General features: G+C 55.6%; 26 protein-coding genes and 1 pseudogene. 8 read left to right on the plus strand and 19 right to left on the minus strand.

The window, feature by feature from the left end; all coding sequences use genetic code 11:
- Positions 1-6: 6 nt before the first annotated feature.
- Complete coding sequence (locus RBB80_RS30585; protein WP_433965890.1) at positions 7-372, minus strand: nuclear transport factor 2 family protein; 366 nt, start codon at positions 370-372, stop codon at positions 7-9.
- Positions 373-526: 154 nt separating this feature from the next.
- Between RBB80_RS30585 and RBB80_RS30590 the strand changes: the two genes are divergently transcribed.
- A complete protein-coding gene (locus RBB80_RS30590) occupies positions 527-988 on the plus strand; it encodes a MarR family winged helix-turn-helix transcriptional regulator (protein WP_433965891.1) in 462 nt (153 codons plus the stop codon).
- Positions 989-1,253: 265 nt separating this feature from the next.
- Here RBB80_RS30590 and RBB80_RS30595 read toward each other — a convergent pair whose 3' ends face one another.
- Positions 1,254-1,553, minus strand: a complete 300-nt coding sequence (locus RBB80_RS30595; RefSeq protein WP_433965892.1) for a hypothetical protein — start codon at positions 1,551-1,553, stop codon at positions 1,254-1,256.
- 240 nt (positions 1,554-1,793) lie between these two features.
- A complete protein-coding gene (locus RBB80_RS30600; protein WP_433965893.1) occupies positions 1,794-5,048 on the minus strand; it encodes a carboxypeptidase regulatory-like domain-containing protein in 3,255 nt (1,084 codons plus the stop codon).
- Positions 5,049-5,415: 367 nt separating this feature from the next.
- Between RBB80_RS30600 and RBB80_RS30605 the strand changes: the two genes are divergently transcribed.
- On the plus strand, positions 5,416-6,870 hold the full coding sequence (locus RBB80_RS30605) for a sensor histidine kinase (protein WP_433965894.1): 1,455 nt from the start codon (positions 5,416-5,418) through the stop codon (positions 6,868-6,870).
- Positions 6,871-6,873: 3 nt separating this feature from the next.
- Positions 6,874-7,572: a response regulator transcription factor gene (locus RBB80_RS30610; protein ID WP_433965895.1), complete on the plus strand. Its 699-nt coding sequence runs from the start codon at positions 6,874-6,876 to the stop codon at positions 7,570-7,572.
- Positions 7,573-8,080: 508 nt separating this feature from the next.
- Here the strand turns inward: RBB80_RS30610 and RBB80_RS30615 are convergent.
- The 6 genes and pseudogenes from RBB80_RS30615 to RBB80_RS30640 all read right to left on the minus strand — a co-directional run bounded on the left by RBB80_RS30615 (position 8,081) and on the right by RBB80_RS30640 (position 13,654).
- Positions 8,081-8,596: a hypothetical protein gene (locus tag RBB80_RS30615; protein WP_433970112.1), complete on the minus strand. Its 516-nt coding sequence runs from the start codon at positions 8,594-8,596 to the stop codon at positions 8,081-8,083.
- 108 nt (positions 8,597-8,704) lie between these two features.
- Positions 8,705-8,806 (minus strand): annotated as a pseudogene (locus tag RBB80_RS30620) (zf-HC2 domain-containing protein); the annotation flags it as partial.
- Positions 8,803-9,369: a sigma-70 family RNA polymerase sigma factor gene (locus RBB80_RS30625; protein WP_433965896.1), complete on the minus strand. Its 567-nt coding sequence runs from the start codon at positions 9,367-9,369 to the stop codon at positions 8,803-8,805. The pseudogene RBB80_RS30620 and the gene RBB80_RS30625, both read right to left, overlap by 4 nt.
- Before the next feature lie 603 nt (positions 9,370-9,972).
- Positions 9,973-11,220 (minus strand): phthiocerol/phthiodiolone dimycocerosyl transferase family protein, encoded by a 1,248-nt coding sequence (locus RBB80_RS30630; RefSeq protein ID WP_433965897.1) that lies wholly within the window; start codon positions 11,218-11,220, stop codon positions 9,973-9,975.
- 86 nt (positions 11,221-11,306) lie between these two features.
- Positions 11,307-12,581: a glycosyltransferase gene (locus tag RBB80_RS30635; RefSeq protein WP_433965898.1), complete on the minus strand. Its 1,275-nt coding sequence runs from the start codon at positions 12,579-12,581 to the stop codon at positions 11,307-11,309.
- A gap of 473 nt (positions 12,582-13,054) precedes the next feature.
- The gene (locus tag RBB80_RS30640; RefSeq protein WP_433965899.1) at positions 13,055-13,654 is read right to left on the minus strand and encodes a DUF3455 domain-containing protein; all 600 of its coding nucleotides are present in this window, start codon (positions 13,652-13,654) and stop codon (positions 13,055-13,057) included.
- Between the two features lie 407 nt (positions 13,655-14,061).
- Here RBB80_RS30640 and RBB80_RS30645 point away from each other — a divergent pair, with 407 nt between their 5' ends.
- Positions 14,062-14,916: an SDR family NAD(P)-dependent oxidoreductase gene (locus tag RBB80_RS30645; RefSeq protein ID WP_433965900.1), complete on the plus strand. Its 855-nt coding sequence runs from the start codon at positions 14,062-14,064 to the stop codon at positions 14,914-14,916.
- 231 nt (positions 14,917-15,147) lie between these two features.
- Here the strand turns inward: RBB80_RS30645 and RBB80_RS30650 are convergent, their stop codons facing one another.
- From RBB80_RS30650 to RBB80_RS30690, 9 genes are all read right to left on the minus strand, one after another.
- On the minus strand, positions 15,148-15,579 hold the full coding sequence (locus tag RBB80_RS30650) for a hypothetical protein (protein ID WP_433965901.1): 432 nt from the start codon (positions 15,577-15,579) through the stop codon (positions 15,148-15,150).
- A gap of 83 nt (positions 15,580-15,662) precedes the next feature.
- Entirely contained in the window at positions 15,663-16,292 is a 630-nt protein-coding gene (locus RBB80_RS30655) for an alpha/beta hydrolase (protein WP_433965902.1), read from the minus strand.
- A 278-nt stretch (positions 16,293-16,570) separates the two neighbouring features.
- Positions 16,571-17,032: an organic hydroperoxide resistance protein gene (locus tag RBB80_RS30660; protein WP_433965903.1), complete on the minus strand. Its 462-nt coding sequence runs from the start codon at positions 17,030-17,032 to the stop codon at positions 16,571-16,573.
- A 125-nt stretch (positions 17,033-17,157) separates the two neighbouring features.
- Positions 17,158-17,406, minus strand: a complete 249-nt coding sequence (locus RBB80_RS30665; protein WP_433965904.1) for a hypothetical protein — start codon at positions 17,404-17,406, stop codon at positions 17,158-17,160.
- Positions 17,407-17,408: 2 nt separating this feature from the next.
- A complete protein-coding gene (locus tag RBB80_RS30670; protein WP_433965905.1) occupies positions 17,409-17,642 on the minus strand; it encodes a hypothetical protein in 234 nt (77 codons plus the stop codon).
- Positions 17,643-17,876: 234 nt separating this feature from the next.
- The gene (locus RBB80_RS30675) at positions 17,877-18,665 is read right to left on the minus strand and encodes a helix-turn-helix domain-containing protein (protein WP_433965906.1); all 789 of its coding nucleotides are present in this window, start codon (positions 18,663-18,665) and stop codon (positions 17,877-17,879) included.
- 179 nt (positions 18,666-18,844) lie between these two features.
- The gene (locus RBB80_RS30680) at positions 18,845-19,999 is read right to left on the minus strand and encodes an NAD(P)H-dependent flavin oxidoreductase (RefSeq protein ID WP_433965907.1); all 1,155 of its coding nucleotides are present in this window, start codon (positions 19,997-19,999) and stop codon (positions 18,845-18,847) included.
- Between the two features lie 35 nt (positions 20,000-20,034).
- Positions 20,035-20,523: a RidA family protein gene (locus RBB80_RS30685; protein ID WP_433965908.1), complete on the minus strand. Its 489-nt coding sequence runs from the start codon at positions 20,521-20,523 to the stop codon at positions 20,035-20,037.
- The gene (locus RBB80_RS30690) at positions 20,517-21,245 is read right to left on the minus strand and encodes an SDR family NAD(P)-dependent oxidoreductase (RefSeq protein WP_433965909.1); all 729 of its coding nucleotides are present in this window, start codon (positions 21,243-21,245) and stop codon (positions 20,517-20,519) included. Before RBB80_RS30690 ends, RBB80_RS30685 begins: the two co-directional genes overlap by 7 nt.
- Before the next feature lie 379 nt (positions 21,246-21,624).
- On the opposite strand from RBB80_RS30690, the gene RBB80_RS30695 reads away from it, so the two are divergent.
- The 4 genes from RBB80_RS30695 (at position 21,625) to RBB80_RS30710 (ending at position 25,024) form a co-directional block, all read left to right on the plus strand.
- Positions 21,625-22,209 (plus strand): CGNR zinc finger domain-containing protein, encoded by a 585-nt coding sequence (locus RBB80_RS30695; protein WP_433965910.1) that lies wholly within the window; start codon positions 21,625-21,627, stop codon positions 22,207-22,209.
- Between the two features lie 413 nt (positions 22,210-22,622).
- Entirely contained in the window at positions 22,623-22,928 is a 306-nt protein-coding gene (locus tag RBB80_RS30700) for a putative quinol monooxygenase (protein ID WP_433965911.1), read from the plus strand.
- A 282-nt stretch (positions 22,929-23,210) separates the two neighbouring features.
- Positions 23,211-24,017 (plus strand): hypothetical protein, encoded by an 807-nt coding sequence (locus RBB80_RS30705; RefSeq protein WP_433965912.1) that lies wholly within the window; start codon positions 23,211-23,213, stop codon positions 24,015-24,017.
- Between the two features lie 281 nt (positions 24,018-24,298).
- Complete coding sequence (locus tag RBB80_RS30710) at positions 24,299-25,024, plus strand: 3-keto-5-aminohexanoate cleavage protein (RefSeq protein WP_433965913.1); 726 nt, start codon at positions 24,299-24,301, stop codon at positions 25,022-25,024.
- A gap of 245 nt (positions 25,025-25,269) precedes the next feature.
- Here the strand turns inward: RBB80_RS30710 and RBB80_RS30715 are convergent, their stop codons facing one another.
- Positions 25,270-26,328, minus strand: coding sequence for a 3'-5' exoribonuclease YhaM family protein (locus RBB80_RS30715; RefSeq protein WP_433965914.1), 1,059 nt, complete (start codon positions 26,326-26,328; stop codon positions 25,270-25,272).
- Positions 26,329-26,571: the final 243 nt, after the last annotated feature.

Genomic DNA, 26,571 nt, shown 5'->3' on the forward strand with positions numbered 1-26,571 from the left:
GCTGTGTCATGATGGCACCGAATCGAGGAACACATAGAGCGCAGCGATCTTGTCGTCGCGCACGATGATCACGTCCAGGCCGGCGTAGTCGGGCTTCTCGCCACGCGGACCAGATCCCCACGCCAGACGGCCGGCGTTATGGAGCGCCTGCGGTTCGCCGTGAGGCGAGTACACGAAGTGAGGGTGAGTCGCACGCAGGTCGCCCGCGAACTTGTCCAATGCGTTGTGCCCGACGAAAACGCCGGGAGGCACATAGAGGACGCAGTCATCGGTGTAGAGCTCCTCGATTGCCGCACGACGGCGGGCGGCGTCGCCTTCACCGAAAACCTCCTGGAGGTTGCGGTTTAGCAGTTCATGAATTTTGTCCGACATAGCCCAGCTCCTTCCGCGGTCACCTGTCGCTTCTGAATCTGATACGAAGTAAAGTCGCCATCGATTTGCGCTCTTCAAAGGCGTCACTATCGATGTCGTTTCTATCGATGTCGATATATATGATGTCGACTATACTGAGAAGGGATTCATTTTTATGCAACGCAGAAAAACGCCGGAAGCGGTTCACACCTGGTCCATGATGTTGAAGGCTTTACGGGCGATCCGTTACCTGGCTCTCCCTCCCATCCTCGAGCAGGGCTTGGGGGACTCGGATTTCCGGGTCCTTGACGTTCTACTGGACAAAGGGCCAATGCCCGTCAACGCCCTTGGCCCGGAGGTAGACCTCAACCCCGGATCCGTCAGCGTAGCAGTCGATCGACTGTACAAGAAGGGGTTGGTCAGTCGTGTGGAGAGCGAGAGCGATCGCCGCGTTCGCACGGTTTCGCTTACGGAGAAGGGACGCCGAGTATTCGCTCCGATCTTCCGCCAACACGCAGTTCTCATCAAACGTGCATTTCAGGATGTCTCGCCCGAGGAGCAGCGCCAGATGGAAGAGGTGCTCAAGAGAATCGGAAGACGTGCCGAAGAATTGGGCGGACGAGAGGGCCACCGTTAGGGCCGGTTTTTAGAACCCACACCCACACCGTATGTCCGCTCCACACGTATTTTATTAGCAGTAAAGGGCTTAGAAGTCGGATTAGTCCGAAAAACTGGCACAATCGGTGCTATTTGCTACCGTGCGGGTTCCGCCCACGTGCTTCTCTCGATAACCGGTTCAGATGAGTGCAAAGCCCCTTATCACCAACCAAGACTCAACTTCCGAGTTGCCCGAAAGCGCTTCGACGTTCAAACATGCTTCATATAAGGCCTGTCGTTGTCATCTAGAGTTCTCCTGCAAATGCTCCATGCAGTTCCCGATTACGCAAAGCCGCCGGTGTCCAGTCGATCACCACAACAACTCCGTCGTTTTGCTTGTAGACGTTCGCCCTCTTAAAGGAAAGCCAGGCACGCGGCTGCGCTTGTTGCTCAGGCACCACAACGGTCTCAAAGCTTCCTGCCATCACTACGCGCTGACATTTGATCTTCGTGCCCCTGTCTCCGTTATCAACCGACCAAAACAAAGGGGCGTCTTCAAAACCGGTAAAATATATCCGGCATACTCCCTTCCATAACAAAACCACGGTTTACCTCGATTGATTTGGGCAGTTCGATCCATCCAGAATGCGAACTCCACTTTTGGGAGGGGCGGCCTCAGGCAGGGCGGAGTATCGTGATGCTCCGCCCTGCCCGATGACGACTGGCTTTGCCTCCAATCGATAACTAGAATTCAACCCGCAGTGCGATCTGACCCGTACGGTTACCAGCGTTTTCCGCCGTCTGAGGACCATTAACACCGAGCACGCCAAAGGACGTTCCGTTGCTTATGTTCGTCGGTGGGGGGCATAGTTCGTGCGGTTCAGCACATTGGTAAACGTCGATTCGAAGCGCAGACGCCAGTTGTCTCTGACAGCGATCAGCTTGGCCAGGCCAGCGCTGACTGCGATCGTTCCGGGCGCCTCGAGAGTACCGACACCAGCGTTGCCAACCCGTCCCGCATTGAGCGGCGTGTGGGCAAACGCACTGAAGTTGAAATAATTACTCGCAGACCGATTGGCGGGAATTGGATTGCCGACCCTATCAGGGCGGACAATCGATCCATCTCCTGCCGGATCGGTGTTGGTCTGGTCAGCGGAAATGCTGTCGGTTGGAGTCAGGTACGGCCCTGTTTGCAGCAGCGTGATTGTGTTGAGATTCCAACCGCCGAGGATGCCGCCGACAACGGGTGAAGAGTTCAACCACTGTCGTCCCTTGCCGAATGGCAGCTCGTGGGTCCCTACTACAAGAAGACGCTGACGCCGCGTTCCGACAACATTGCCACGGTTTGCACTGATGTCGAAGCGATTGAGATCCGCAAGACCATAGCGAGTCTCGCCCTGGAACGCGGTAGGAGCATCGCCCTGAGCGTCGCTGATATTGTGGGTCCAGGCGTAGTTGGCCTGATAAGACAGCCCCCTTCCCATTCGGTGAGTAGCTTCCAACTCAAGCCCCTGGTAGTTCTGGCCGCCAAGGTTATTCGTCGAGAAGATGACTCCCCAATTCTGGAATGGAGCGTTGGCGGGGTTATAGGTTGTGGTGCTGGGTCTGGTCTGATTCAGGTTCTCCGAAACGTTGAGCCGGTAGGAGTTCATGCCCACGTAACTGACACGCACCGAGGTGTTGGAGGTAATCTCCCGTTCCACCGTGAGGTTCCACTGTGCAGACTGTGCATCGCGATAGCGGGGATTCGTAGCCTGCTCGAGTGTTCCGCCGCCAAACTGCAGCCCTGCGCCCGGTGGCGTGACCTGGGGAAGGGTGAAGAGCGGCACGCCGTTGTTGTTGTTTTGCCAGGTGTTCACTGCAGCCTGCGGGTTGCTCTCATTATTGTTTTGGAGCTGCCCCAGAGCAGTCACAGTGAATATCCCGAAGCCGGCGCGAACTACCGTCTTATTGTCCTTGAATGGACGATAAGCAAGGCTCACACGCGGGTCGAAGTTACGGAGATAAGTCTGCCGAAGCCCTGTCGACACCCCGTCCTGCCCATTGGTCACCACAGGAGTACAAGTAGTCGCGTTGTAGTTGGGATTGATACCGGCCAAACCACAGGCGTTGAACGAAGCCAGAAAGTCGGGAGCCGGCTTAAGCCCGTTCAGCAAGATGTTATTGACGACGACCGCACCCTGACCGTTCGCGCCCTTCCCCTTGTAGTTGGGATCGAAGTTGGCCTGGATACCATTCTTGTCGACAAAGGGAGGAAGCAATTCCCACCGCAGGCCGAAGCTAAGCGTCAAGCGATCATTCACCTGCCACTGATCCTGCCCATAGATGCCCGTCTGAGCGCCGCCTGCATCATCTCTCGGCCCAGTTACTGCGAAGTAGGTGGTGTTGGGAGCGCCAAGCAGAAGATCACCAAAGGAGCTTCCGGTAAACGTCTTTTGATTGAAGGTGAATAGACCATAATCATCAGAGGGCGTCTCGATCTCAGGCACAGCGAAGCGCACCCAACGAACATCCACACCGGCACGAATGGTGTGCCTGCCACGGCTGTAAGTGAAATTGTCCGCAATTTGTTTGGTCGTAGACTGAGTGGGTCCGACGTGGTCTCTGCCGATTGGAGTGAAATTAGTTCCGTCGGAGAAGACGATGCTGGGGAATCCCTGATCTGTCGGATGGTTGGAAACGTTTACGCCCTGGGCACCACCCACCTGAAGATTCAGGCTTTGAAGAGCTGCCGCACCTTCAATTCCGAAGTTCGGGGATAGAATCGTGTCCGTGAAGCCATAGCGAAACTCATTCAGAAATCGACCGCTGATCACATAGTTGTGGGAGATGAGGAAGCTACGATCATGTTCGCTATCCACATCGTTTGGCAATAGCGGATTTACAACGTTGACAGTAAGATTCTTTCGGTTGAAGCGCGCATATACCTGCTGCTTCGACGTAAGAACCTGGTCAAGACGAGCGTCAAACCCATCTGTATTCGATGGAATCGGAACCAGTGTCTGGTAGTTGGCGCCGCCGCTGAGAGTGGCGTTCGGAAGCGGGTAATACTTATTGAGCAGCGCCGTTGCGAATGGGCTGATATTCGGAATGGTGAAGTTCTGGTACGGCTGTCCAGTGGACGGGTTAGTCAAAACCCCGTTTGGAAGAGTGGACGCAAGCTCACCTAAGTTTCCAGTTCTTTCGAGTGGAGTCGGTACCGTGTATTGCTCTGCTTGCGATGTCCGTCTCCTATTACCCTCGTAGTCAAGGAAGAAGAATGTTTTGTCGTGGCCGTTATAGAGATGCGGAATAACTACCGGACCACCGATGCTGCCGCCAAATGTATTGAAATGTTTCGGCGCCTTCTCCGCAAAGTTCAACACGCGAGCATCGAGTGCATCGTTCTGAAGATATTCGAAGAGGCTTCCATGAAAGTTGTTCGTTCCGCCCCTGGTCGTGAATGTGACATCACCGACCTGCGCAAACTCAGCATTGTTGTTGAATGCTGTAACTTTCAGTTCCGCGATTCCCTCGGGAGAAGGATACGGATTCGCACCAGCGGCGCTGTTGAAGACATTCGTCGTTGAGATGCCGTCGACCGAGAAGCCGATCATATTTGAGGTTGCGCCGCCAATGGCGATATTTCCCTGACTATCCTGTTGCACGTTTGAAGAAGTGGCCAGTGCAGCAAGGGGGCTGGTGGTCGAAGCACGAAAATTAAGCGGCAATTGGCCGATATCGCCCGTTCCCTTCGAGTCTCCGATAACGCCATTCTCTGTGTTGATCTGATTCGCAGAAGAGGTCACCTCTACGGTGGTCGCCTGTTCGGAGATTTTCATCTGGACGGTGTACCGGAGATCCTGCCTGGCTGCCAGGGTGATTCCACCAACCACAGTCTCGGCGAATCCGTCGTGCCGCGCCCGGATGCTGTACCTGTTCGCTAGTACGTTTTCAAAACCATAGCTACCTGTTGCATCCGACGTCACCGTGCGGTCGGTATTTTCGTCGATGCTGTGCAGCGTAATCTGCGTATCCGGGATAGCAGCGCCTGAGCTATCCTCGACCGTTCCGCGAATGCTTCCAAACGTAGATTGCGCGTCGAGGCGAAGGCCGCTCAAGGAGAACAGCACAAATAAGACAGCAATCGCACCGGAAAGATAACGGCTCCGGAAAGTTTGCGAACGATGTGAAAAAAGAATTCACTGTTTTTCTGAAACGATGCGGCAGTTTGATGCTCAAGCGAAAGCAAGGTCTCCGAAATAGGTGAAGCTAAGGGTGAAGCGGGACGTATGGTTCCTCCGTGAGAGGCCATGGTTGTTCTCCAATCTGTCAGCACAACGGCTGCCATGTCTCATGAAAGATCACTTCCGATAACTGGGGCCTAACTACGTACAAAACATTTATGGTTTGCTTACAACTTTCTTGATTCCAGATAGAGTGCCGAGGCGAATCATCGATAAATCAGCAGTATCCTAATGTTTAGAGATGAAGTACTCGCATGTGACCAGGCGCCTGCTGCAAATCGTCGCCATCGTTCCCGTTGTTCCACTACTCACAGGCACCATCTATCTGAGCCACGGCAAAGCATTGACCGCGGGCCTCACCGAAATGGTTCTCGTGATGCTCATCGCGTTCCGATGGGGGTTTCCTGAAGCGGTGGTCGCCTCCCTATTGGCCGTCGCATGCCTGGACTATTTCTACATGGCGCCGATCTTCTCTCTTTACGAGCGGGACCCGCAGGACTGGATCTCATCAGGAATATTTGCGACGGTCGCTTTGACGGCGGGTCACTTCGCGGACCGCATTAAAAGAAAAGCAATTCAGACCGAGAGCGAACGGATGAGACTGGAGAAGCTCTATTTGACAAGCCGCGACATCCTCATGCTGGACCGGCGCGACGAAGTGGGTGCGCAACTGACAAGGTTGATTGCTGACACTTTTCAAGTTGATGCCGTGTCCCTTTGGGACGCACGCGAGGTACGAATGGACAAGGCGGGAGAAGGTGCCATCCCTGACGATGAAGTTCGCGCAACTTATTTTCATGAGCTTTCTGAGAACGATCTGGTAGCTTGCAAATTCAAGCGTGTCTTGAGACTAGGAACAAGACCTGTCGGCTCGATCTGCATTGCAGGTCATGCTCCCCACGGCAGCCTGGATGCTCGTTCTATGGACGCGATCGCTTCCCTTTCGGCCATGGCCCTGGAGAGAGCGCATTCTTTTGCCGCGGAGAGTAATGCGGAGGCTGCGAAACGGAGCGAACAACTCCGGTCCACTGTTCTCGATGGACTGGCCCACGCCTTCAAAACGCCCCTGGCAACTATCCAAAGTGCAAGCTCGGGATTGCTGGAAATCAGCCGTCTTGAATATCCAGCGAAAGAACTCGTGTCACTGATCGATCAACAAGCGACGCGTCTGGCCAAGCTGACCAATCTGGTACTCCGGACTGCAGATTTGGACCAGTGCCAACTTGAGGTAGATCACGAAAGGATTGGCCTGGATCGATTGTTCCAGTTCTGTCGAGCGGAGGCCGCTGATACTTTGACGGACCATCCTTTGCGCGTGGTTGACGAGACCTCAGATAACTACGTATGGGCGGATCGCCGTTTGCTGGAGATGGCTCTTTTACAGCTGCTCGATAATGCTTCGAAATATGCAAGCCCCAGTTCGCCAATCACGCTGCGCGTCACATCGAACGATGCAGAGGTCGTGTTCAACATACAAAATGAGGGTTCTTACATTGCACCTGAAGAAAGATTACGGATCTTTCAGCGCTTCTATCGGTCTCCCGGCTCTCAACATAAAGCTCCTGGAACCGGCATCGGCCTCTCAGTGGCCAAACGAATTGCTGAAGCTCACACCGGCAGAGTGTGGGTTGAGAGCGATTTGGAGGCAAGTACAACGTTCTTTTTCGCGCTGCCACGCATACACAAGGAAGCCTGACATATGGACGACTCACAAGGACGATTGCTGATTGTAGAAGATGACTCCCCGTTGCGGCGCAGTTTGCGCACGACCCTTGATCTCCTAGGATTCGATGTAGGTGAGGCCAGCAACGGAGAGGATAGCCTCGTCCGGCTCCGCATGGTTGACTATGAGGCAGTCCTGCTCGATATTAATATGCCTGGAATCGGAGGGATAGAAACCTGCCGGCGCATCAGGCGCATCTACACAAAACTGCCGATTCTTATGCTCACGGTCCGCGACAGTGAAGATGACAAAGTCGAGGCATTGGAGGCTGGTGCCGACGACTACGTGACCAAGCCGTTTCAGACACGTGAGCTAACGGCCAGAATCCGTGCTGCTGTTCGACGATTTCGCGCCCCGGAAACTCCCGCCGAGATGCCTATCTCGAACGGCGCCATCATGCTCGATCCGGTCCGGCGGCGCGTCGAACGGGCTGGGGTCGAGATACACCTGACGCCGCGCGAATTTGATGCTGTGCAGCTTCTGATGACGCATGCTGGCAGGCCGATTACGTATGCTCGACTGCTCTGTGCTCTGCGAGGTTCTGGCTTTGGAAACGAACGCGCCTACCTTCGGGTTCTGATCGGTCAGATCCGCAAGAAACTCGAAGACGACGCTGCCAACCCAATTTACATTCTGACTGACAGCTACATCGGTTACCGCTTTCGCGAGCCATAGCCAGTGGGGTGGCCATTAATTCATGCCGGCAAAGCCTTCACATAAAGGCTGCAGGTCTTACTGCGTTTACCGATATAGCATGGCGCAATTCGAGACCACATGGATTTTCGAGACCTATGTCCCCGCTGGCCAAGGGGTGTGTTAGGGGCCGGGGTGGTCTCGGGATCAAACCCATCGCCGAGTTTCTGACGTTGAGCACACGATATCAGTGCTTCCGTAGAACTCGATAGATGCTCTCGTGCACGAAAAGGCGCGCCGCGTCCGAGCCAAGAGCGGTTTTGACCCAGCCTGGATATACTCCAGCAGATGGTACTCCCATACATAGCGCCGGTAGCCCTCGAACGACACAATAATGCGCGCTAAAAGTGATCGCCACTCGCCATATTTTGGTGGCACACCATGCAGGACTGCCGTCCAGAGCCAGGTAAAGACGACACAAGAGCGTACGTGAGCCCGTGAGTGCTCCAGGTAATGACAGCAAAGCCCATCTGCTTGCTGTAGTGGAAAACTATTCCACCGGAATGGACTTCTTCCCCCCGGCAGCTGTGGCAGATTTGCTTGAGGAAACCAGAAGGCTGATCCTTTGCTGCTGCATCTGATAAGAAACCAGCGCAGCATATCCGTCTTTGTAGTTGACCAGGCGTCCTCCGGTTAGCCGGTAGACCTGCTCGTGTCCCACTTCCTCCGCGGCCTCGGGAAGCCGAAAGTTGAAAGGCACTTTACCCGCAAACCATGCGGTGACTGAGTTGGGCGATTCGGACTTGATCTCAAGTGGGAGACTGCCGTTCAGAGAACTGCGGTGGGCCGCAACTGCCGCTTCGATGTAACTGTTAGCGCTCGCCTGCCGCAGAATGCCTGGTATTGGCAGAAGTCCTGCAACAATGAGAAGAATTGCAGCCACCAACATCGGCCAACGGAGAACGCTACGCCCGGCAGGTTGCAATGGATGCGCTAAAAGCTTCAAGACACGCTTTCGGAGGCGGGGAGATGCGTTAGGTGCTGAAGCAGGGAGCAGTTCCTTCATTTGCATAACCCGCCTGCGCAGATCGTCCGAAGCACTGTACAGCGGCCGAGACCGATGGAGGAGATGGGACAACTCCTCTACCGCTTCAAGCTCTGCCCTGCAGTTTTCGCATTCTTCTAGATGAGCTCGAAACTCTTCAAGCTCCCGACCGCTCAATTCCCTGTCATGGAAGAGCTGAACGTTAGCGCCGTAATCATTGCAACCCGTCATTTTGCACCTCTCAGTGGCGGCGAATCAGACCCTTTCAGCGTTTCTGAAAGCAAGGTACGAAGCTTTGCGCGCGCTCTCCCTAAACGCGACATCACTGTTCCGACCGGACAGTCCAATACACTCGCAATCTCCAGATAAGAGAGATCTTCATATTCCCGCAGTAGGATAATCTCGCGAAATTCTACTGGCAGCTCCTGAATCGCCGCTCGCACTTGCGCGGTCTCCAACTTGCTAACGTAAAGATCGTAGGCATTTTTGGAAGGCTCTACGATGCCGTTGGAGACGCCATCCTCAACTTCGATCTCGACCATTTGCGGACCATTTCGCCATTTCCTCAACTTGTTAAACCAGACGTTTCTCAAGATAGTGAAAAGCCAGCTCTTCATGTTGCTATCCGCTCGTAGTCTCCCCATTGCCTGCATGGCGCGAACGTATGTTTCCTGTACCAGATCCTCTGCTTCTGCGTGATTGCGGGTCAAGACCCGCGCGTAGCTGTACAGCCCGTCGAGATGCTCGATGCCGGCTGTGTCGGCCTGGTCTATACCGTCGTGATTCCATGACATATTTGTTCACTCTCTACTAAACACCAAACCGCAGAATCTATTCCCATCCGGAGGAACTGTTCGTCAGCGTCATACACAATTTCTGTATTTCCTCGAGTGCGCCCATCTCAGTTTGCTGAGCCCTCTAAGAACTAGTTCGGAGATGGGCCAGGAACATAATTTGCTGGGCCAGAGGCGGTAAATGGATGTATTCGCGAGACTCGCTTTAACAGAGAGGGGAGGTGAAACGGTGACCGCGCTCCGTGTGCTCGAAGGCGGTGTTGATCACATCTTCATTTCTTCGCGACAAAGGTGTTTCACAGACCTTCTATCCTGCACGATACCGTTCGACATTCCACTCTCTGCTCTCCGCAAATCAAGAAGCCGGGATTAATTGCTAATAATTGCAGATGCCACGATACGCCGGATAGCTTCATTAAAAGGTGCACTGATACGTCTCTCACTCTCTCTCTTCGTTGGAAATAGTCCGTCGAGGATGGGTCGTTCCTGGAAATTCGGGGTCCGCATCATAGATGGTCAATCGTCATTGATTGCATAGATATATCGCATCCTAGGCAGACGTAACGGCTTGATCTACTACCGATGTCATGTTTGGGAATCGGGTTAGACTACGCAGGCTTTGCGGAGTACCTCTTCCAGGCCAGCTAGCAGGCCGGGGATTGGCGCGGGGCTGGTGTGCGTAAGGTGCAGCGAGCCGTTGACGCTGACTGCTCCAAGGGTCTGCTCTCCTTCGACGCCACGGAGTGCACACGGTGCCCAGAGGGTCTCAAGTTTTAGCGGTCCGAAATTGCTGTCGAATGGTAGACGTCCGAGGTTGGAGAACATGACCTGTGCGTTGAACGCATTTCGTTTGAGTTGAAACGCCTGTTCGACGGTGAGGTTGGAGGAAACGGCTCTGGATTGGAGATCGATCATCCTGGATATATTCTCTCTGCTCTTGACGGCAGAGAGGCCATCTTTCGCGAACCGTGCGAGTTCCCAGAAGGTCATCGAGGCGCTTGGCGCGATGGAGATCTCACCGCCGCCGAAGGAGACCATACATTGATCTTTGAGGCCGAGCATGTCGCGGATCTCAGCCGGCGACATGATGCGTACCGGGTTATTGCGCCAGCTTTCATCGACGGCTCTGCCCGCGATAGCAAGCGCGACGGAGATGGCGGCGTGGATGGTGACGCCTTCCTCGCGAGCACGGCGCTGGAGTGCGGTGGTCTGTTCTGGCGCGAGCTTAATTCCTTCCACATGCGGTAGGAGAGGGCGCTGAGCGGCGAAGGATGGCAGGCCGGGTTCGGTGGAGATACGCTGTTGAGCCCCGAAGAGAGTTTCGCGAGAAGGCGCCAGTGGCAAAGCCTCGAGCACATGTCCGTTGAGAGCGAGGAGCGTATCACGCAGGAGAAAGATACGGGAGGAGCCGTCGCAGACAGCGTGATGAGAGGAGAGGATGAAGGTGCAGTGCGTCTCCTGATGGAGCAGTACAGCACGGAAGAGAGGAGCCTGATCGGGAGTGAATGGTTCGTTTACTTCTTCGGCAATCTCCCGCTGCCACCGGGCATTGGGCGATCTAACCACGCGGAGCGGGATACGCTGGCCGGCGACGCGACGGAAGTGAGGGACGCGGTTGAAGTTGGTGTCGATGCAGGCAGAGAGCAGTGGGTGGCGTCGCTGTACTGCGTCGAGCGCATCGTGCCACTGCTCGACGGTTGTGTGGCCGGTGATCTGGGCCGCAAGTGCGCCATTAGTGGGAAAGCTCTGGTCGAAGAGGCAGAAGAGCTCTTCAAAAGCGCCGAGGGGACGGAGTAGATCGCAGCGCGGGAGTTCGAGAGGCTGAAGCTCAAGGGAGGTCGAAGACATCATGCTTTCCTTTCTAGGTTCGAGGCAAGAGATGGAGACTCGCTCTGCACGGGAAGTTGTGCAGCGACGAGGGCGCGTCTGGCGTGGAGTTACGCGCTGACGGTGTCGCGGACGCACTCCTCGATAAGGCTGAGCAGTTCGGCTTCGAGGTCGTGGCTGGCGAACTCGAGCGAGAGTTGCTGAGCGCGTTCACGGTAACCAGGCTGCGTGAAGATCTCGTCGACCGCGTGCCTGATGGCCTCAGGGGTCGCCTGGTTGGTGCGCAGATCGATCCCTGCGCCGGACCACTGGACGTGAGCGGATACCTCTTCCTTATCTTCGGTGAGGCCAGCGGAGATAATCGGAATGCCGTGCGAGATCGCCATGTTTACAGTGCCGTAGCCACCGTTAGTGATAAGGAGGTCGATCTCCGGCATGATCTGCGCGTAGGGCAGGAACGAGGCGATGCGGGCGTTGGAGGGGATGGCAACAGGAATGGACTCGACTGGCTGCCCACCCGTGGTAACGATGATGGTCACGTCTTCCCTGCCACCGAGCGCGACGAGCGCCGGGGCGATGACCTGGCCGAAGTCGCGGTTGGCAACGGTGCCCTGCGTGACCAATACAAGGCGTTTGGTGCGGTCGATCTGCTGCCACCACTCGGGCAGTTTGGGCTGGCCCGCCGGCATGGGCAACGCGCCGATGTATTGCACCTTCGACTTGAAGTCAGGATACTCGAAGCTCTCGATGCCAGGGTGCAGATAGAGATCGGGTAGTGTGGTCATGGCTTCGAGAATGGGCCATGGAAGCGCGGGATAACCAAGATTGGCGAGGGCGGCATTGACTGCCTGCTGCGCGGGCTGAAGTATCAAGCTCTCCCGGAGTTGCAGTTCTGCATCGCGTTCCTCCGGAGTCTCGTCGGGACGCATGGGAATGTTCTTACCGCTGCCGATATTGATGACGGTGACCCCAAGGTGCGCGATGGCCGGGCGTTTGTCGCGGGGGCCGACGAGCATGGGGAGCGTACCCCAGTAGAGGGAGTCAGCGAGAATGAGATCGGCTTGGAAGTCGTAAAGCGCCATCTTGAGGCTGGCGGACTGAGCGGCGATGTTGCGGGCAAAGAAGTGGACGAGATCGTAACCGGTCATCTCCATACCGGGCGACTTCTGCATACGCTCGGGGTGCGTCTCGAAGTAATAGCCTCCTGAGGTTTGAGCGTTGGGAATCTCTGAGAGAAAGCCATGGCCGGCGGCTTCGACGGCGGGACGCAGCTCTTCGTTGACCTGGACGGCGACCTCGTGGCCGAACTCCACCAAGAGCGAGGCAATGGACAGAAGTGGATTGAGGTGTCCGGGTGCCGGTATACAAGCGATAAGAATTTTCATAAAACCTTTCGTCGGTTAGCGAGAGAAATTGAAGCAGGTTTCTGGAGGGGCGGGTCAGCGATACAAGCGGCCCGAACGACGAGAAACAAAACAAACAACAGCAGCTGACTCATAGGCGAAGTCCATTCAAATTGGGGAAGTTATTTGTCCTCGAAATACCACTTGATCCATTGCGCTCGCGAATAAATTCCTCTGCGAAGGTGAAATGCTTTGAGTTTCGATCCGCACGGGGGATACCCGATTTCCAGTGACGTTCCTGCAGCGGAAGGTTTTTGATCTAAGTTGTAGACCCGACATACGTCGTTTCCGCGAAGAGCGGAGAGGAGCCTCACTGGCTTCCCTATAAGAAAGAACACGGCGGCACTGTTTTTATTCCCGTGCGAATAAATAGCTTCGACGACTCTGAATCTCATTCCCGATGGAGGCCGTTGCCGATGCCGTGTCCTTTGTAGCTATGAGCGCCATTTTTTTGATCATTGCCCCGCTTCATAGAAAAAATATGTCGCTGTGTAAGGAACTCTGCGCATTGCGCTCTGGCTGCAACTACCGTCAGGCGCATTTCCCCCGTGTGTCCCAGTACGCTGGATAAATCGTACCGCCCCCAACCTCCCTGCACCGCCGACCGACTCAAGCAACAACCACGGCACCGCGGTCGCATCGGAAGCAATCTGTTTGGCGACGGCCCTTCCCTTTACCCAACTACCATCATTGAGCTGCCACGTAGGACCTGCAAAGTGTCGTCCAATGACAGATCCCTCCTGATTGAGGAGCCTGGCATCCGGGGCCTCCAATGCCCAACGGCCATTGACGCAGCCGTAAACTTGATCTCCACTTCCGACGGCCCGTAGCAGAAGCCTGGAGTGCGGAGGCACATCGATCGACTCTTTCCCCGTTTGGGCAATAGAGTCTCGGGCCATACACGCAACGGCGAGGACCAACGCAACCATCCCCAATCGCTTGGCATAAGGAGACTGAGTTTTATCGGATGTTTTTCGGCCATTCCCGACATCTCGAGAGGGGTTGATATTTCCAAGAGGCTGCGTCGCTGGCATGAGAAGTACATCGAGAAACATGGTTACACCGTCCGTGACGACCGGCCAGCACGCATTTGAGCGAAGAGCAGGGCCGGCCTCTTGGAAGCAGAACACCGTCACAAGCGGCTTATTCCGCGATATACCGGAATAGTCCTAAATAATTACACCTCGTTCTTGTGAGCGTCGCTCCGTCGCCCTATTACCTCGCTTCGCAAGATGCGTTCCTTGTGTCCAGCCTGGATGTGGGAATAAATCTTCTTCCTGCGTGTTATTCCGATTGCTGCAGATGCTGCAGACGATATCCATCAAGCCAGAGGTGGATCGTTGAACGAAGGGCCATTCGGCATTGAAGTTTGCCTTGGTCGACGACAATCATCCGCCCCGACATGCCCATCTGTCACTTGGCGCCAAATGAAAAACAAGTTCGAGGAGTGTTAGACAAGAAAATGGGAAACAAGTTGGAATTTGCTGGAAAGGTGGCACTCATCACCGGTGGAAACAGTGGCATTGGCGCTGCTGCTGCAAGGCGTGTAGCTGAACTAGGCGCTCAGGTAGTCCTCACGGGAAGGCGGCAAAGCGAGGGGCGACTGCTCGTCAATGACATCAAACGCAACAGCGGATCTGCGGCGTTCATCCAGGCAGATCTCAGCCAACCCGAGCAGGTGAAGCGTATCGTACCGTTCGCTCTCGAAGCCTTCGGACGGCTCGACTACGTATTTAACAATGCCGGGATCTCCGGTGAAAACCGGCTGCTCACAGATCAGACCGAGAAAAGTTTTGACCGCATCTTCGCTGTGAATGTAAAAGCCCTGTTTCTGCTGCTTCAGGATGAGGTCAAACAGATGATGGCGCAAGGGCATGGGGGCTCAATCGTCAATACTGCCTCAGTTGGCGGCCTGCTAGCATTTCCAACCGCTGGACCCTACGTGGCCAGCAAACACGCTGTGCTCGGCTTGACCAAGACTGCCGCGATCGAATGCGGGAGATATGGTATTCGGGTTAACGCAGTGAGTCCTGGTGCGATTAGAACTGACATGTTGCTCGACGTATTTGGCACTCAAGAGGCGCTCGACGAAATGAGTGCGGTGCATCCCATTGGCCGGATTGGACGCCCGGAGGAGATCGCCGATGCAGTGGCATGGCTATTTTCGGACCGATCGTCTTATTACACAGGACAGTCCTTGACCCTTGACGGCGGTCTCACCGCACAGCGCCCATACGTGACGCAACCCGCCGGCGACAAACTCCTTCAGAATGCCCGCGATCAGAAATGGCGAGTGGGTCTCGCTGATCTTCGATGACTAATGATCTCGAATGTCGCTAACAGGCCGTAGCACGTTTCCAGAGTCGACCTCTCTCAAATCAAGCAACGGCGATTTACCCTCTTCGACCCATCTCGGACTCGGTGGAACTGAGATGAGATCAGTCCTTATCGCGCAAGGATGCTCATCCCGTTCAGAAGGAGATACTGGCACATCCTTATCTATCTCAGAACGAGCGGCGGCTCTGTGTCGATCCTGTGCTGGAACTGCTCATAAGACACTCCTTGTGTTATTGCCTTTTGTTTTCGGAAAAAATTCGGGTTCTCCCCAATGGGGGTGCCTACGTGTCAGCATGAGATAAATGACAGCCAGTACCATCACCATGAGAGCATCGACAAAGAACCAGCCATATCCCAACACGAAAATGTGACTAAGAATTACGGCACTCATCCACACAACAGTCAATCCCGCTCCCAATCTGGCTGTCTTTGGAATCAGGAGTAGAGCCGCCACAACCGTCTCGAATACCCCCGACCCTAGCCGGAACACCGGCTGAGATACTAACCCGTGGACCGCTCGCGACATCTGCGTGAACAGGGCCACCGAACCTGGCACCCCTGCAAACTTGAGAAAGATGGCTGCATACAAAAGGTTCACGGATACAAACAGGCGAATTGCCAGTAGAGCTAGTTTTTTAGCCATAAAATCGTGCCTCCTTGACCACCTCGAACCGGCTAATGCTCCGCGAGTGGCAGTACTCATTTCTGCGTCTTCATGAACGGGGATCATCGGCTCCCGGCTTTTGCTGCAGCTTGCTCGATCAGGTCTGCGACTGCTTTCGGCTGAGAAAGCATTGGCACGTGACTGGATGAAACAGTGATCGAGGTAGCCTTCATTGCAGCCGCTCCGGCCTTCTCAAGCTCCGGAGAAACAGCGCGATCGTTGGTGGCAATCACGCTCCACGATGGCTTGGTCTTCCACGCGGCGGTCGTGATTGTGGCCCCAAAAACAGCTGCTGCCGTAGGACCCTGTGTCGCCATCAACAGCTGCTTCTCCTTGTCTGGCAGATCCTGGGCTAAGTCTTCAGCGATTCCCTTTGGAGTCAGCGTCAGAAAGCCATCAGCATCCGCATGAATTTCGCTGCCTAGCGGAGTCGGCGGATACGGCTTGGAGATCGAAGCAACCGACTCACCATCCGAAGGCGGAAGCGCAGCCACATAGACCAACCCGACTACCTTGGGATCGTTTCCTGCTTCCGTGATAACCACTCCCCCATAGGAATGGCCCACTAGCAGTACAGGGCCATCCTGCAATGCGATGGCGCGCTTGGTGGCGGCGACGTCGTCAGTCAGCGAGGTCAATGGGTTCTGCACGGCGACCACATGCAATCCCTTGGCTTGAAGCAGCGGAATCACCTTGGACCAGCTTGATCCATCGGCCCACGCGCCGTGAACAATGACAATGTTTCTAGCCCCTTGAGGGGAGTTCGTCTGGGCAACCGCTCCCTGTAAAACATCGGTGTCAGTAGGAATCCTGCAATTGCGATCAAAGCCGTTCGGTATGTTTGCGACAGTTTCATATTTTTCTCCTTCGTTGCATCAAGATTGAAGTCATAGTTCGTCACGCTCTTGCAGCAATCACAGCCCGCAAGAGCCGACGCAGTCCTTGTAAAACGGTCTGCTACAGGTCCGGCTTACACCACGTTGATCGTCACGTCGATGTTGCCCCGAGTAGCGTTGGAATAGGCACATGTCTCGCCGTGCGTGGCGTCCACAATGGCCTGGGCGACTTCGCGCTCCAAGCCCGGCAGGCTGACGTCAAGCCGTGCTCGGAGGAAGTAAACGTCGCCAGAATTGCACAGGTCTATTTCGGCGTCTACGGCTACTTCAGCCGGAAGTTTGACCTTCATCTTGCTGGCCACAACCCCCATCGCGCTAATGAAACAGGCTGACCAACCAGCAGCAAACAACTGCTCCGGATTCGTACCAGTTCCCGGGACTATGGGAGACGAGAATTTAACGTCTAAGCGGCCATCATTACTGCGCGAAACGCCGCCGCGCCGACCGCCCGCAGTATGGGTCTTGGCGGTGTACTGCACCTTCGTGCCTTCCTGGGTTGAACCAGCCACTGCGTTGATTGTTTGAGAAGTGGTCATCCTTATTTTTCTCCGTACGCCGGTCCAAAACCGGCAGGTGTAGTGAATGAAAGTTTCATATGTTGAAGGATTATCGAGCCAGAACGCCCTGAGTCACTTGGTGTGCCGTCGATGCGAATGCCGTATCAGATTCGACCGGGGTGCCGCGTTGTGACCTCCTGGACCAGCCACGTATTACCGTCGGGATCATTGAAGGAGAAGAACGACCCGTAGCTCGTGTGCTTGGGATCGGGGCCGGGAAGCCGTGCCTCCGGCGAGAACGGCGCGCCGTGCCACATCTCACTCGCGTCGATGCCACGGCGGATGAGTTCGACATGAACCGCTTCGATGTCGGAGACAATCAGCGCCGCCGCGGCCGAGCCGGGCGCTGCCACCGTTAGTCCATTGCCGAAGGTAACCGAGCACCCAGAGCCGGGGGCGTGAACTGGACGATGCGAACGTTCTTTGCCGGGGCGTCATCCGCGTCGAGCCTCCAACCCAAGAGTTGGTAGAACTGCTTGGATCGCTCGACGTCAGACACGGGGATGACGTCGGCCTCCAGGTTCATGGCGACTCTCGTTACACCGGCGTCATACTTCTGTTGCCTAAAGCTACTGGCTGTTTGACTCATGTGATTCTCCTTTTGCTCGTGATTTAGTCTCGCGAGTCTATGCGGCTCATAGAATTCCTGGAACCTCACACTCAGCCTTTTAAGAGTGTTCTGTGTTGCGTAAGTTCCGACCGATTGGCACCGACCTCTGCTCACAACTATCAGTAAACTGCACATCGTATAAGGAGTTGTGCGGATTTCTGCTGGGATGGTCGGAATCTTGCTAATTCATGCACACAGAGGCAGAACTCCAAATCACAGGCGTAGCGCATCTTCGGAATGGGTTTCCGAAGCCCAAATCACTTCGGAGTTCAGAAAATCCTGGCGATACTGGGTCGGACTAACTCCACACACGTCACAAAAGACCTGCGCAAAGTGCTGCTGAGTTTTGAAGCCACAGGCCACGGCCACGTCCAATACTCGCGCACCCGGAGCACGCAACATCGCTTTAGCACGCTCGACCCTTTGGCGCAGAACAAATTGATGCGGGGTCTCGCCCGTTGACTTGCGAAACATCCGCGCGAAATGAGCTGTGCTCAATCCTACCGATTGCGCCATCTCGTCGAGACTCAGGTCGTCTTCCATCTGCGCATGGACCAACTCTTTAATCCTTCGCAAGCGCGCTGAGCCCAGTCCGCCTCGGGATACCTGCACAGGACGGTGCCTTACTGCATGACCATTGACCAGCGCTACGGCCATCGCCTGTTCGACAGAATCTAGAAACAGCCGCCCGCTCGGAAAGCCAGCAACCATCTCCGCACGAGCGGCCGCAACCAGCGCACTCAGGCGAGAGTCAGCAAACTTGCGTGAAGGGCGCAGTTCTACCTCGCCGTAAGCTCCGTCAGAGCTGGCCATCAGGGCCGCATCGGAAATACCGATTTGCAGATGCGGTACGTTCATAAGTCCAACCCACTCCCCCTCATGACGATGGCACAGTGCTAAGTCGCCCGCCGTGTAGTCGAACTTTTCCAGCGCGGAACGCTTTGAGCCCCACTCGATTGAGCCGGGCCCCCACATCATCGCGAAAGCCTGATCATGCCGCACCCAGTGACGCGGCCCCGTGTCAGAGTCGGGTGGAAAAAGTTCAACTCTCATTCTTGTACTCCATGTCTTCGTGGTGTGAATAAAACCGCACGCACCGAAACGACCCAATTAGACCTTGGGATCCGCGATGCATTCGTCTCACCCTGTTTTCCATCTGCTTTCTCTTGTTAGCGGATCAATCACTCTTGCGTGTTCGTGGGCTGACGATGTGCGCTCCAACTCTGTACAGCACCGCCGATCTCAGAAACTTCGTTTACAAGCGTGTCGAGCAGTGCGTGCACGTCTGTACACCGCGATAGGTTGGCACTCTGTCCCGCCCAGAGAGGAAGGAATTCGGGTCTCCCTGCCTTCTCGGCCGGAATCGATAAGTGCCGCACGAGTGCACGTTGAAGTGGGTAAGGCAGGATCTCTATATCCTTTTGGTTGAGTTCGTCGAGCAGGCGGTTCTTGATGCCGCGAGCAAGTCTTCCAGTGAACCCGCGCGTAAGAGCAGTCTGCTTAGCTTGACCGCTCAGGAGCGCCTTACGATGAAGCGAGTTCGCTCCCGACTCCTCGCACGCAAGAAAGGCGGTACCCATCTGCACGCCTTCCGCTCCCAGGGCGAAGGCTGCCACGATTCCGCGCGCGTCTCCAATTCCTCCTGCGGCGACAACCGGGAGCCTCACGGCATCGACGACCTGCGGCACCAGTGCCATCGTTCCAGTCAGAGAATCTTCGGGCGGCTGCAGAAAGGAGCCGCGATGGCCGCCTGCCTCAAAGCCGGAGGCCGCAATCACGTCGACGCCCGCTTGCTCCAAGGCAATCGCTTCGTCCACGGTGGTCGCCGTTCCAATCAGCACGGTTCCCTGGCGGCGAAACTCATCCAAAATCTCTTTGGAGGGAACGCCATAAATAAAGCTGAATACGGAAATCCCCTCCTCCAGGAGAGCCCCTGCCTGATCTTCGAAACGAATCGGTTCGTAGGGGCGGTAGGAGGGCTTGGCTCCTCCGACGCTTTCAATATGCTTTGCCAGAGGAGAGAGGCTGCGATGGAACGCCTCTTCCGTCGAGGTAAAGGCTCCTTCCTCTTCCATGGAAACCCATAGGTTCATCGCAAATGGCTTTGACGTGAGGTCCTTGATCTCGCGAATGACTTTGCGGATAGCCTCCGGTTTGAGTCCATGAGCACCGAACGACCCGAGTCCCCCATAGTTCGAAACATCTGCCGTAAGCCGCTGCGAAGACAAGCCTCCGAGCGGGCCTTGAATGATTGGATATTGGAGTCCCAAACGAGAAGTCAGTCGATTTTCTCTCCACGATTGTGAGCCCGCTTGTTTTGTCATCGTGATCCCCATGTGTTCTAAAAAGGAGGGAGCATCGCCCCTCCTTCTCAGTTATTGACTTCGAACGTCACCTCTAGCATGACCGGTAGGCCGAGTGGCAAGCTGGCTACTCCGAAGACGGACCGCACGGACGTCTTGCTCTCTCCGAATACATCCCGAAGAAGCTCCGATGCTGCGTCCGCGACGATGGGCTGGTTGTAGAAGTCTCCATACGTAGCCAGATAGACTCCAACGCGGACGACCTTACTCACGCGATCCAGAGAACCGATGTGCTCCTTCGCAGCGGATAGAGCATTCAGGGTCGCGGTTCGCAGAGCATCACGGCCAGCATCTGCATCGAGTTCCTTGCCCAGACGCCCGACGTATTGAGGCTTGCCATCCTTGATCGGCAACATTCCACTGAGGAAGAGCAGGCTGCCTGATTGCACTGCCTCGACGTATGCGCCAAGCGGATGGGGAGCGTTGGGGAGCACGATCCCGAGATCCTGCAGCCGACGCTCCGCGCTGGCATGCTGCGAACTGCTCGGGCTTACCATTTGCCGTTGTGCGCACCGCCGTCCACGTGCAGCACCTCCCCGGTGATCTGGCGCGATTCGGCGAGATAGACCACCGCGCTTGCAATGTCCTCCGAAGTGGAGATCGTGCCCATCGGCGACAAGGTCTTCAGGAAGTCTTTTGGGTTGTCCTTGTGAAGAGGAGTGTCAACAACGCCAGGCGCGACCGTATTGAAGCGGATGTGCTCCTTCGCATACTCCGCGGCCAGGCTACGCGTGATGGCCTCGATACCGCCCTTCGTAATCATCGGCAGGGACACCGGCAAACCACCGTTGGGGTTTGCAACCAGCGATGACGTAATGCCCACAACGCTTCCGCCCGACTTCTGAGCGAGCATCTGCTTCACCGCAAGTTGGGTGATGTAGATGTAGCCTTCGAGATTCGTCGATACGAGGGCACGGAAATCATCAGCGCTGTAGTCAGTGAAGGGCTTCACCGAGAAGATGCCAGCGTTGTTGACAACGACATCAATCGAGCCAAACTTCTGAACAGCGGTGTCGACCACCTTCTGCGCAGTGGCCGCCTGGCCGATGTCTCCATCCACCAACGCAAGCTTGTCGGAAGCCTTCAACTCAGCCGACTTTGTCGCGCTGCGAGAGGTGCCTACTACGTTATAGCCACGTTCCAGAAAGGCTTTTACTACTGCAGCGCCGATTCCCTGGGAAGCGCCCGTCACGATTACCGTCTTTTGATTGCTTGCCATATATAGCTCCTATTGCTTATGTGCGGGTGACTGCGAATCAAAAACGATCTGCGAGCCTTGCCGCGTAACGTGTGTTGCTTGGTCTTCGTTACATCAAAATAGATTGTGGTAACTAGATAAACGATTCATAAAACGTTACACAAAACCTAAAGATGACATCGTTGTCCTTGAGGGCCCTCCCAGGCGCAGCTGACAACTTGGTGTTGGCAATCAGCTTCGGACGATAGTACTTCAGATCAACTTTGGTCTGCCTCGAAACTGAATGGACTCCGTGTGGAAGGCAGGGATTTCTCAAAACGACAGGTTGAATCGGGTTCACATAGAAGAGAATCAAAGTAACGTGTAAACGCGAGGTCTGCGGTTACGACTGGAGAGGGCCATGAAAGACACGACGAACGAGAACCATCTCGATTTTGTGGGCGACAATCTGGCGATCAACTTCATCAACACTCGTCGAATGGTCGAGGGGCAACTGACAGACACACTGCAGAGCGACAGCGACGTCAAAGCCTGGCTCAGGAGGCTCGAAGTCCCCGTCACGACAGGATCACTTCCTTTCAGCGACGGTGTGCTACTCAAACGGACAAGACAACTTCGTGAGATCGCGCTCGCGGCCGTTCAGGATCGAAAGTCCGGGAAGAAACCCTCGCTGGCCGCGCTCAACAGATTCCTGGCGGACGCGCCGAGTCATGCGGTGCTTACGACAGACGATACGAGGAACATTCGCGTCACTCGTGTCTACGGCAAAGAGACAGTAGAGGCGTTCCTGGCTCCGGTCGCGGAAGCGGTCGCAGACTTGCTGGCGGATGGTGACTTCAACTTCGTCCGGCATTGCGAAGGCAACGCTTGTGTCATGTGGTTCTATGACCGTACGAAAGGCCACCGCAGAAGATGGTGCACGTCGACAGGTTGCGGGAATCGAGCCAAAGTAGCTGCGTTTCGAGCGAGAGCGAGCAAAATCTGATTACTTCATATTGATCCGGTAGATGCCGGACGCATTCGCCAAGGACGGCACGTTACTAGCTTCCGCTTACCAATGCGGGAACCGTCTATCGGCTCAGTCCACTTGAGAGCCTTTTCTCGCTCGTTGAGAGCGAACGGTCACGTGTCCAACACCACATCGTCCGTAAGTGCATTCAATGCACCGGAGAGATCTCCTCCCCCGAAAGCTACATAGAAATTCCCCGCACCAAACAAGCCTGCAAACCTGGTTGCAAGTCGTTGGAGTTCTGCCTCTGGGTGCATGAATGTCGCAAGATTCCGACCATCCCAGCAGAAACCCGCACAACTCCGTATGCGATGTGCAGTTTACTCACAATTGTGAGCAGAGGTCGGTTCCAATCGGTCGGGAACAACTCAACACAGGAGCGTAACCCAATGGAAGCAATTGGATTGTTAGTGAAGCTCGAAGCACGTCCGGGTAAGGAGGCTGATGCCGAAGCATTTCTAAAGTCGGCTCAGTCCCTCGCGCTCAATGAAAATGGCACCCTGAAGTGGTATGCGATCAAGCTTGGGCCGGGGAAGTACGGCATCTTCGACACCTTTGCAAATGAAGCGGGCCGCCATGCCCACCTGACTGGCGAGATTGCGAAGGCATTGGGGGCGCGGGCCAACGAATTGTTCGCCACTCCCCCGCAGGTCGATAAAGTCGAGATCCTTGCAAGCACACCTTTGAAGAACTAGGTGGGAGCAATTCGAATCGCAACTCCGTTGATTGCGGTATTCGTGCCCGCCACTTAGAAGACCTGCGCCAATCGTTCTTGGCCTCGGCGTGATTTCGCTAAAAACCCGACGAATTCGCGCGGAGAATGCCGCGCGCTCAACAACGTCAACCCACCGGCCAGGATCAACTGATGCTTGATTGCCGGAACAACAAGGAGATATGAAGTGTCATACGTCACGGTTCGCAATAAAAAGCAAGGAAGCGCCACGCTTCTTTCCAATGCAAACGGACACTCTGGGTCAATGAGTGTCAAAACCACGAATCAACATCCGCTCGGCGCAAGCCGTCAGCGCATGTTTCCTCTTGCGATGGTCGCTCTACAGGCAGTCGCTTTTGGATTCAACTCGGGAGCTCGCGCTCAGGATGTTGCACCACCTATCTCGGGTGCCCTGGGGCAGGTTCAGTCTGTCGGGGATCACTCGATCACAATCCAGAACAAATCGGGGCTTTTCCATATCGACATCACGCAGCCTCTCACAACGTATAAGGTAGTTCCCTCGGACCTGAACCACATCGCGGACAATGCATACATTGGTGTCGCATCAACGGAGCTGCCGGACGGAACGGAGGTGGCAAAGCAGATCTTCATATTTCCGTCGGAACTCCGAGGCGCCGTGGAAGGCAGCGTTGTCATGGATGCGCAGCCCGGCGCTGCGACTCAGAATTGGATGACCAACGGATCTGTTTCCTTGCGGCGCCCGGCTGAGTCACAGTCTCGAATGACCAACGGCGTCGTGCAGAAGGGGAGTGGAACAACACTGGTCGTTCACTATCAGGATGGAGCACAGACCATTTCTGTGCCGGCAAACGTTGCGGTCGTAAGTGTTGTTCCCGGCGAGGTTCAACTAGCGGCGGGAGAGACGGCCTACGCGAAGACCGATAAACAAGCGGACGGCACGCTCACCACGTATATGATCCTCGTGATCGGCGGACCCCCTCGGGAGATACCAGGTAACAGCCGGAGGCTGTGTCGTGTCATCCCAGCAGACAAAACCAAAGTGAAGGAATGGCTACAGGCGCGCGGGCTCCCAGGAACCCCGCGCTCATAGTCTGCCGGCACCACATCTTAGTACGGATCAGTCATTGACTTATCATTCCGCTCCTTCTCATGCTCCGCGGCAACGAGATCACAGACACCCGCGCCACCGAACTGGCCAACCGAACCAGCCAACATGGTCCTCCACAAAAACGTCGAGTCCCTCTACAAGTTCTAGAGAGACACAGGGCTCACCACACCAGACATCAAAATTGCAGGCTAATGATTAGCGACTGTTCCAGCTGATACTCTGTAGCGCAAAGCAGCCGTCCTGGTTGGAGTGGAGTCGTGAGCATGTTATTCATCCAGGCTGCCCTCAATGGCGACAGCAAGCATCCGGCGGTCCCACGCACGGCCAACCAGATTGCGCAGGACGCCAAGGCTGCCGCCGCCGCGGGAGCTCAATCTGTTCACATTCACGCCTTCAATGACCATGGCGCTGAGACACTTGATAGCGATGCTTGCGCCAGAGCGCTGCGTGCCACTCGGCGTCAATGCCCCGGCATCCCGATATCACTCACGACATCTGCGGCGATAGTAGAGGACCCGGCGAAGCGTCTGGCGATCATCTCGTCCTGGACCGAATTACCTGACTTAGTTACCGCAAATCAGGGCGAGGAAGGCATCATCCAGCTGTGCGAGGTGCTAATGTCGCGCGGAGTGGAGATCGAAGCGGGCCTGTTGAGCGTTAGTGATGCTGGAAAGTTTGTTGCTGCACCAACTCATCTTCGCTGGCGCCGGGTGCTTATCGAACCGCTCGATGCTGATCCAAATCAAGCGGTCCGTCATGCGGCCGAGATGGAAGACATCGTATTGGCCGCAGGGATTACGTTGGAACAGGTTCATCACGGATACGGCATCGCGTGCTGGGCGGTCAATCAACGGGCCATCACCAGAGGATATGGGATTCGCACGGGCCTGGAGGACGTCGCCGTACTCCCGGACGGCCGCGCGGCCGAGAGCAACGCGCAATTGGTCAGGATCGCTGTCGCAATGATTGCAACTGCGCGCCTGCGATAGATCGCGAATGCGAGCAGCGCTAAATCCATCGCGCGACCGATCCTGACGAAAAATAATCTCCCAAACCGTGGCGTATTTTTCAGACCCGAAAAAATGACTGCGGAACACCACGTTCTTACCCGCAATCCACCACAACCACACCACGATTTACCACCACCAAAACACCCATTTCTCGCAAAAAACCTAGCAAAAACGCCTCTCCGCCACGTGCCATATTTTTTCCCGATTCAAATCTAAAAAACCACCTACTCGTCCTTCAAATACCCCTGCGTATTAAGTAGCGGCCGGTCCATACTCCTCACCCAATCAGTCACCTCACCGCTGCTCTTCCCACTCGCCACCGCCGCCGCAAACTCATTCCGCATCGCCTGCATCTTCGCCTCAAGATCATCCAAAGCGCTCAAAACAATAGCCTCCGGCGTCATCGGCAACTTCGGCGAACCAAATTCATACTTCCCATGGTGACTCAAGATCATATGCTCGACCAACACCCGCAGCTTCTCCGGAAACGGCGCCAGCTGCTGCACTTTCTCTCGCAGCATCCCCTGCGCAATGCTGATATGCCCAATCATCTGGCCCTCCAGCGTATAGCTGAAGCTTGACCTCCACTCCAGCTCGCGAATCTTCCCAATATCGTGCAAAATCGCGCCCGTAACCAGCAGATCCGCATCGACCTCAGGATAAAACGGAGCCGTCCCCAGACACACTCTCACCAGTGTCACCACATGCTCCAGCAACCCTCCCAGCCACGCATGATGCAGCCGCTTCGCCGCAGGAGCCGCTTTGAACGCAGGCCCAATCTGCTCATCATCAAGAAACGAAAACACCAGCCGCCGCAACTCCACGTTCTTGAAAGCAGAGACATACCCGCGCAACTCCCCCCACATCTGCTCCACATCGAACTTTGTCGAAGGCTGAAAATCCTTCGGATCGACCTCCGACTCCGCAGCCAGCCGCAGCTTCTTCAGCGTGATCTGAAACTTCCCTTGATACTTGGAGATATCCCCCTGCACCTTCACATAGCAACCTTCATCGCAGGTCGCTATCGCCTCCGTCACGTCATCCCACATACGCGCTTCGAGCGTCCCCGTCTTATCACTCACCGTCAACGCAAGGAACTGTCCACCCTGCTTCTTATCTCTCACCTGCATCGACGTCAGAACAAAGTAAGTCGTCACTGTCGCGTTATCGAACCGCGCCGCATCTTCAATAAAAAAGTCTTTCATCTCAACCAGAATACCGCGCACCGCCGCAAACAGAAGCGCGAGAGCCGGAGCCCTCGCGCTATAAAGCAACCCACCCATCTACTGAGGAGGCGGGGTCGGAATCGGCGATCCCGGCGTAGCCGGAGGCTGCCCCCGTCTGGAGGATTACTGGTCGGAGGCGCAGCCGCCGGAGGCAGCGTCGTCTTATCACTCGCCTTCGGGGCAGGTGTGCCCGTCCCATGAACTCCCTCCAACGGAGTACCTCGGTCAGGAGCCTTCGACGGCGTCTCCTCTGGCGCGGCAGGCTTCGGCGCAGCAGGCTTATCCTGAAGCCGCTCCTTC

This window comes from Tunturiibacter gelidiferens (assembly GCF_051013345.1).
In the GTDB taxonomy this organism is placed as follows: Bacteria; Acidobacteriota; Terriglobia; order Terriglobales; family Acidobacteriaceae; genus Edaphobacter; species Edaphobacter gelidiferens_A.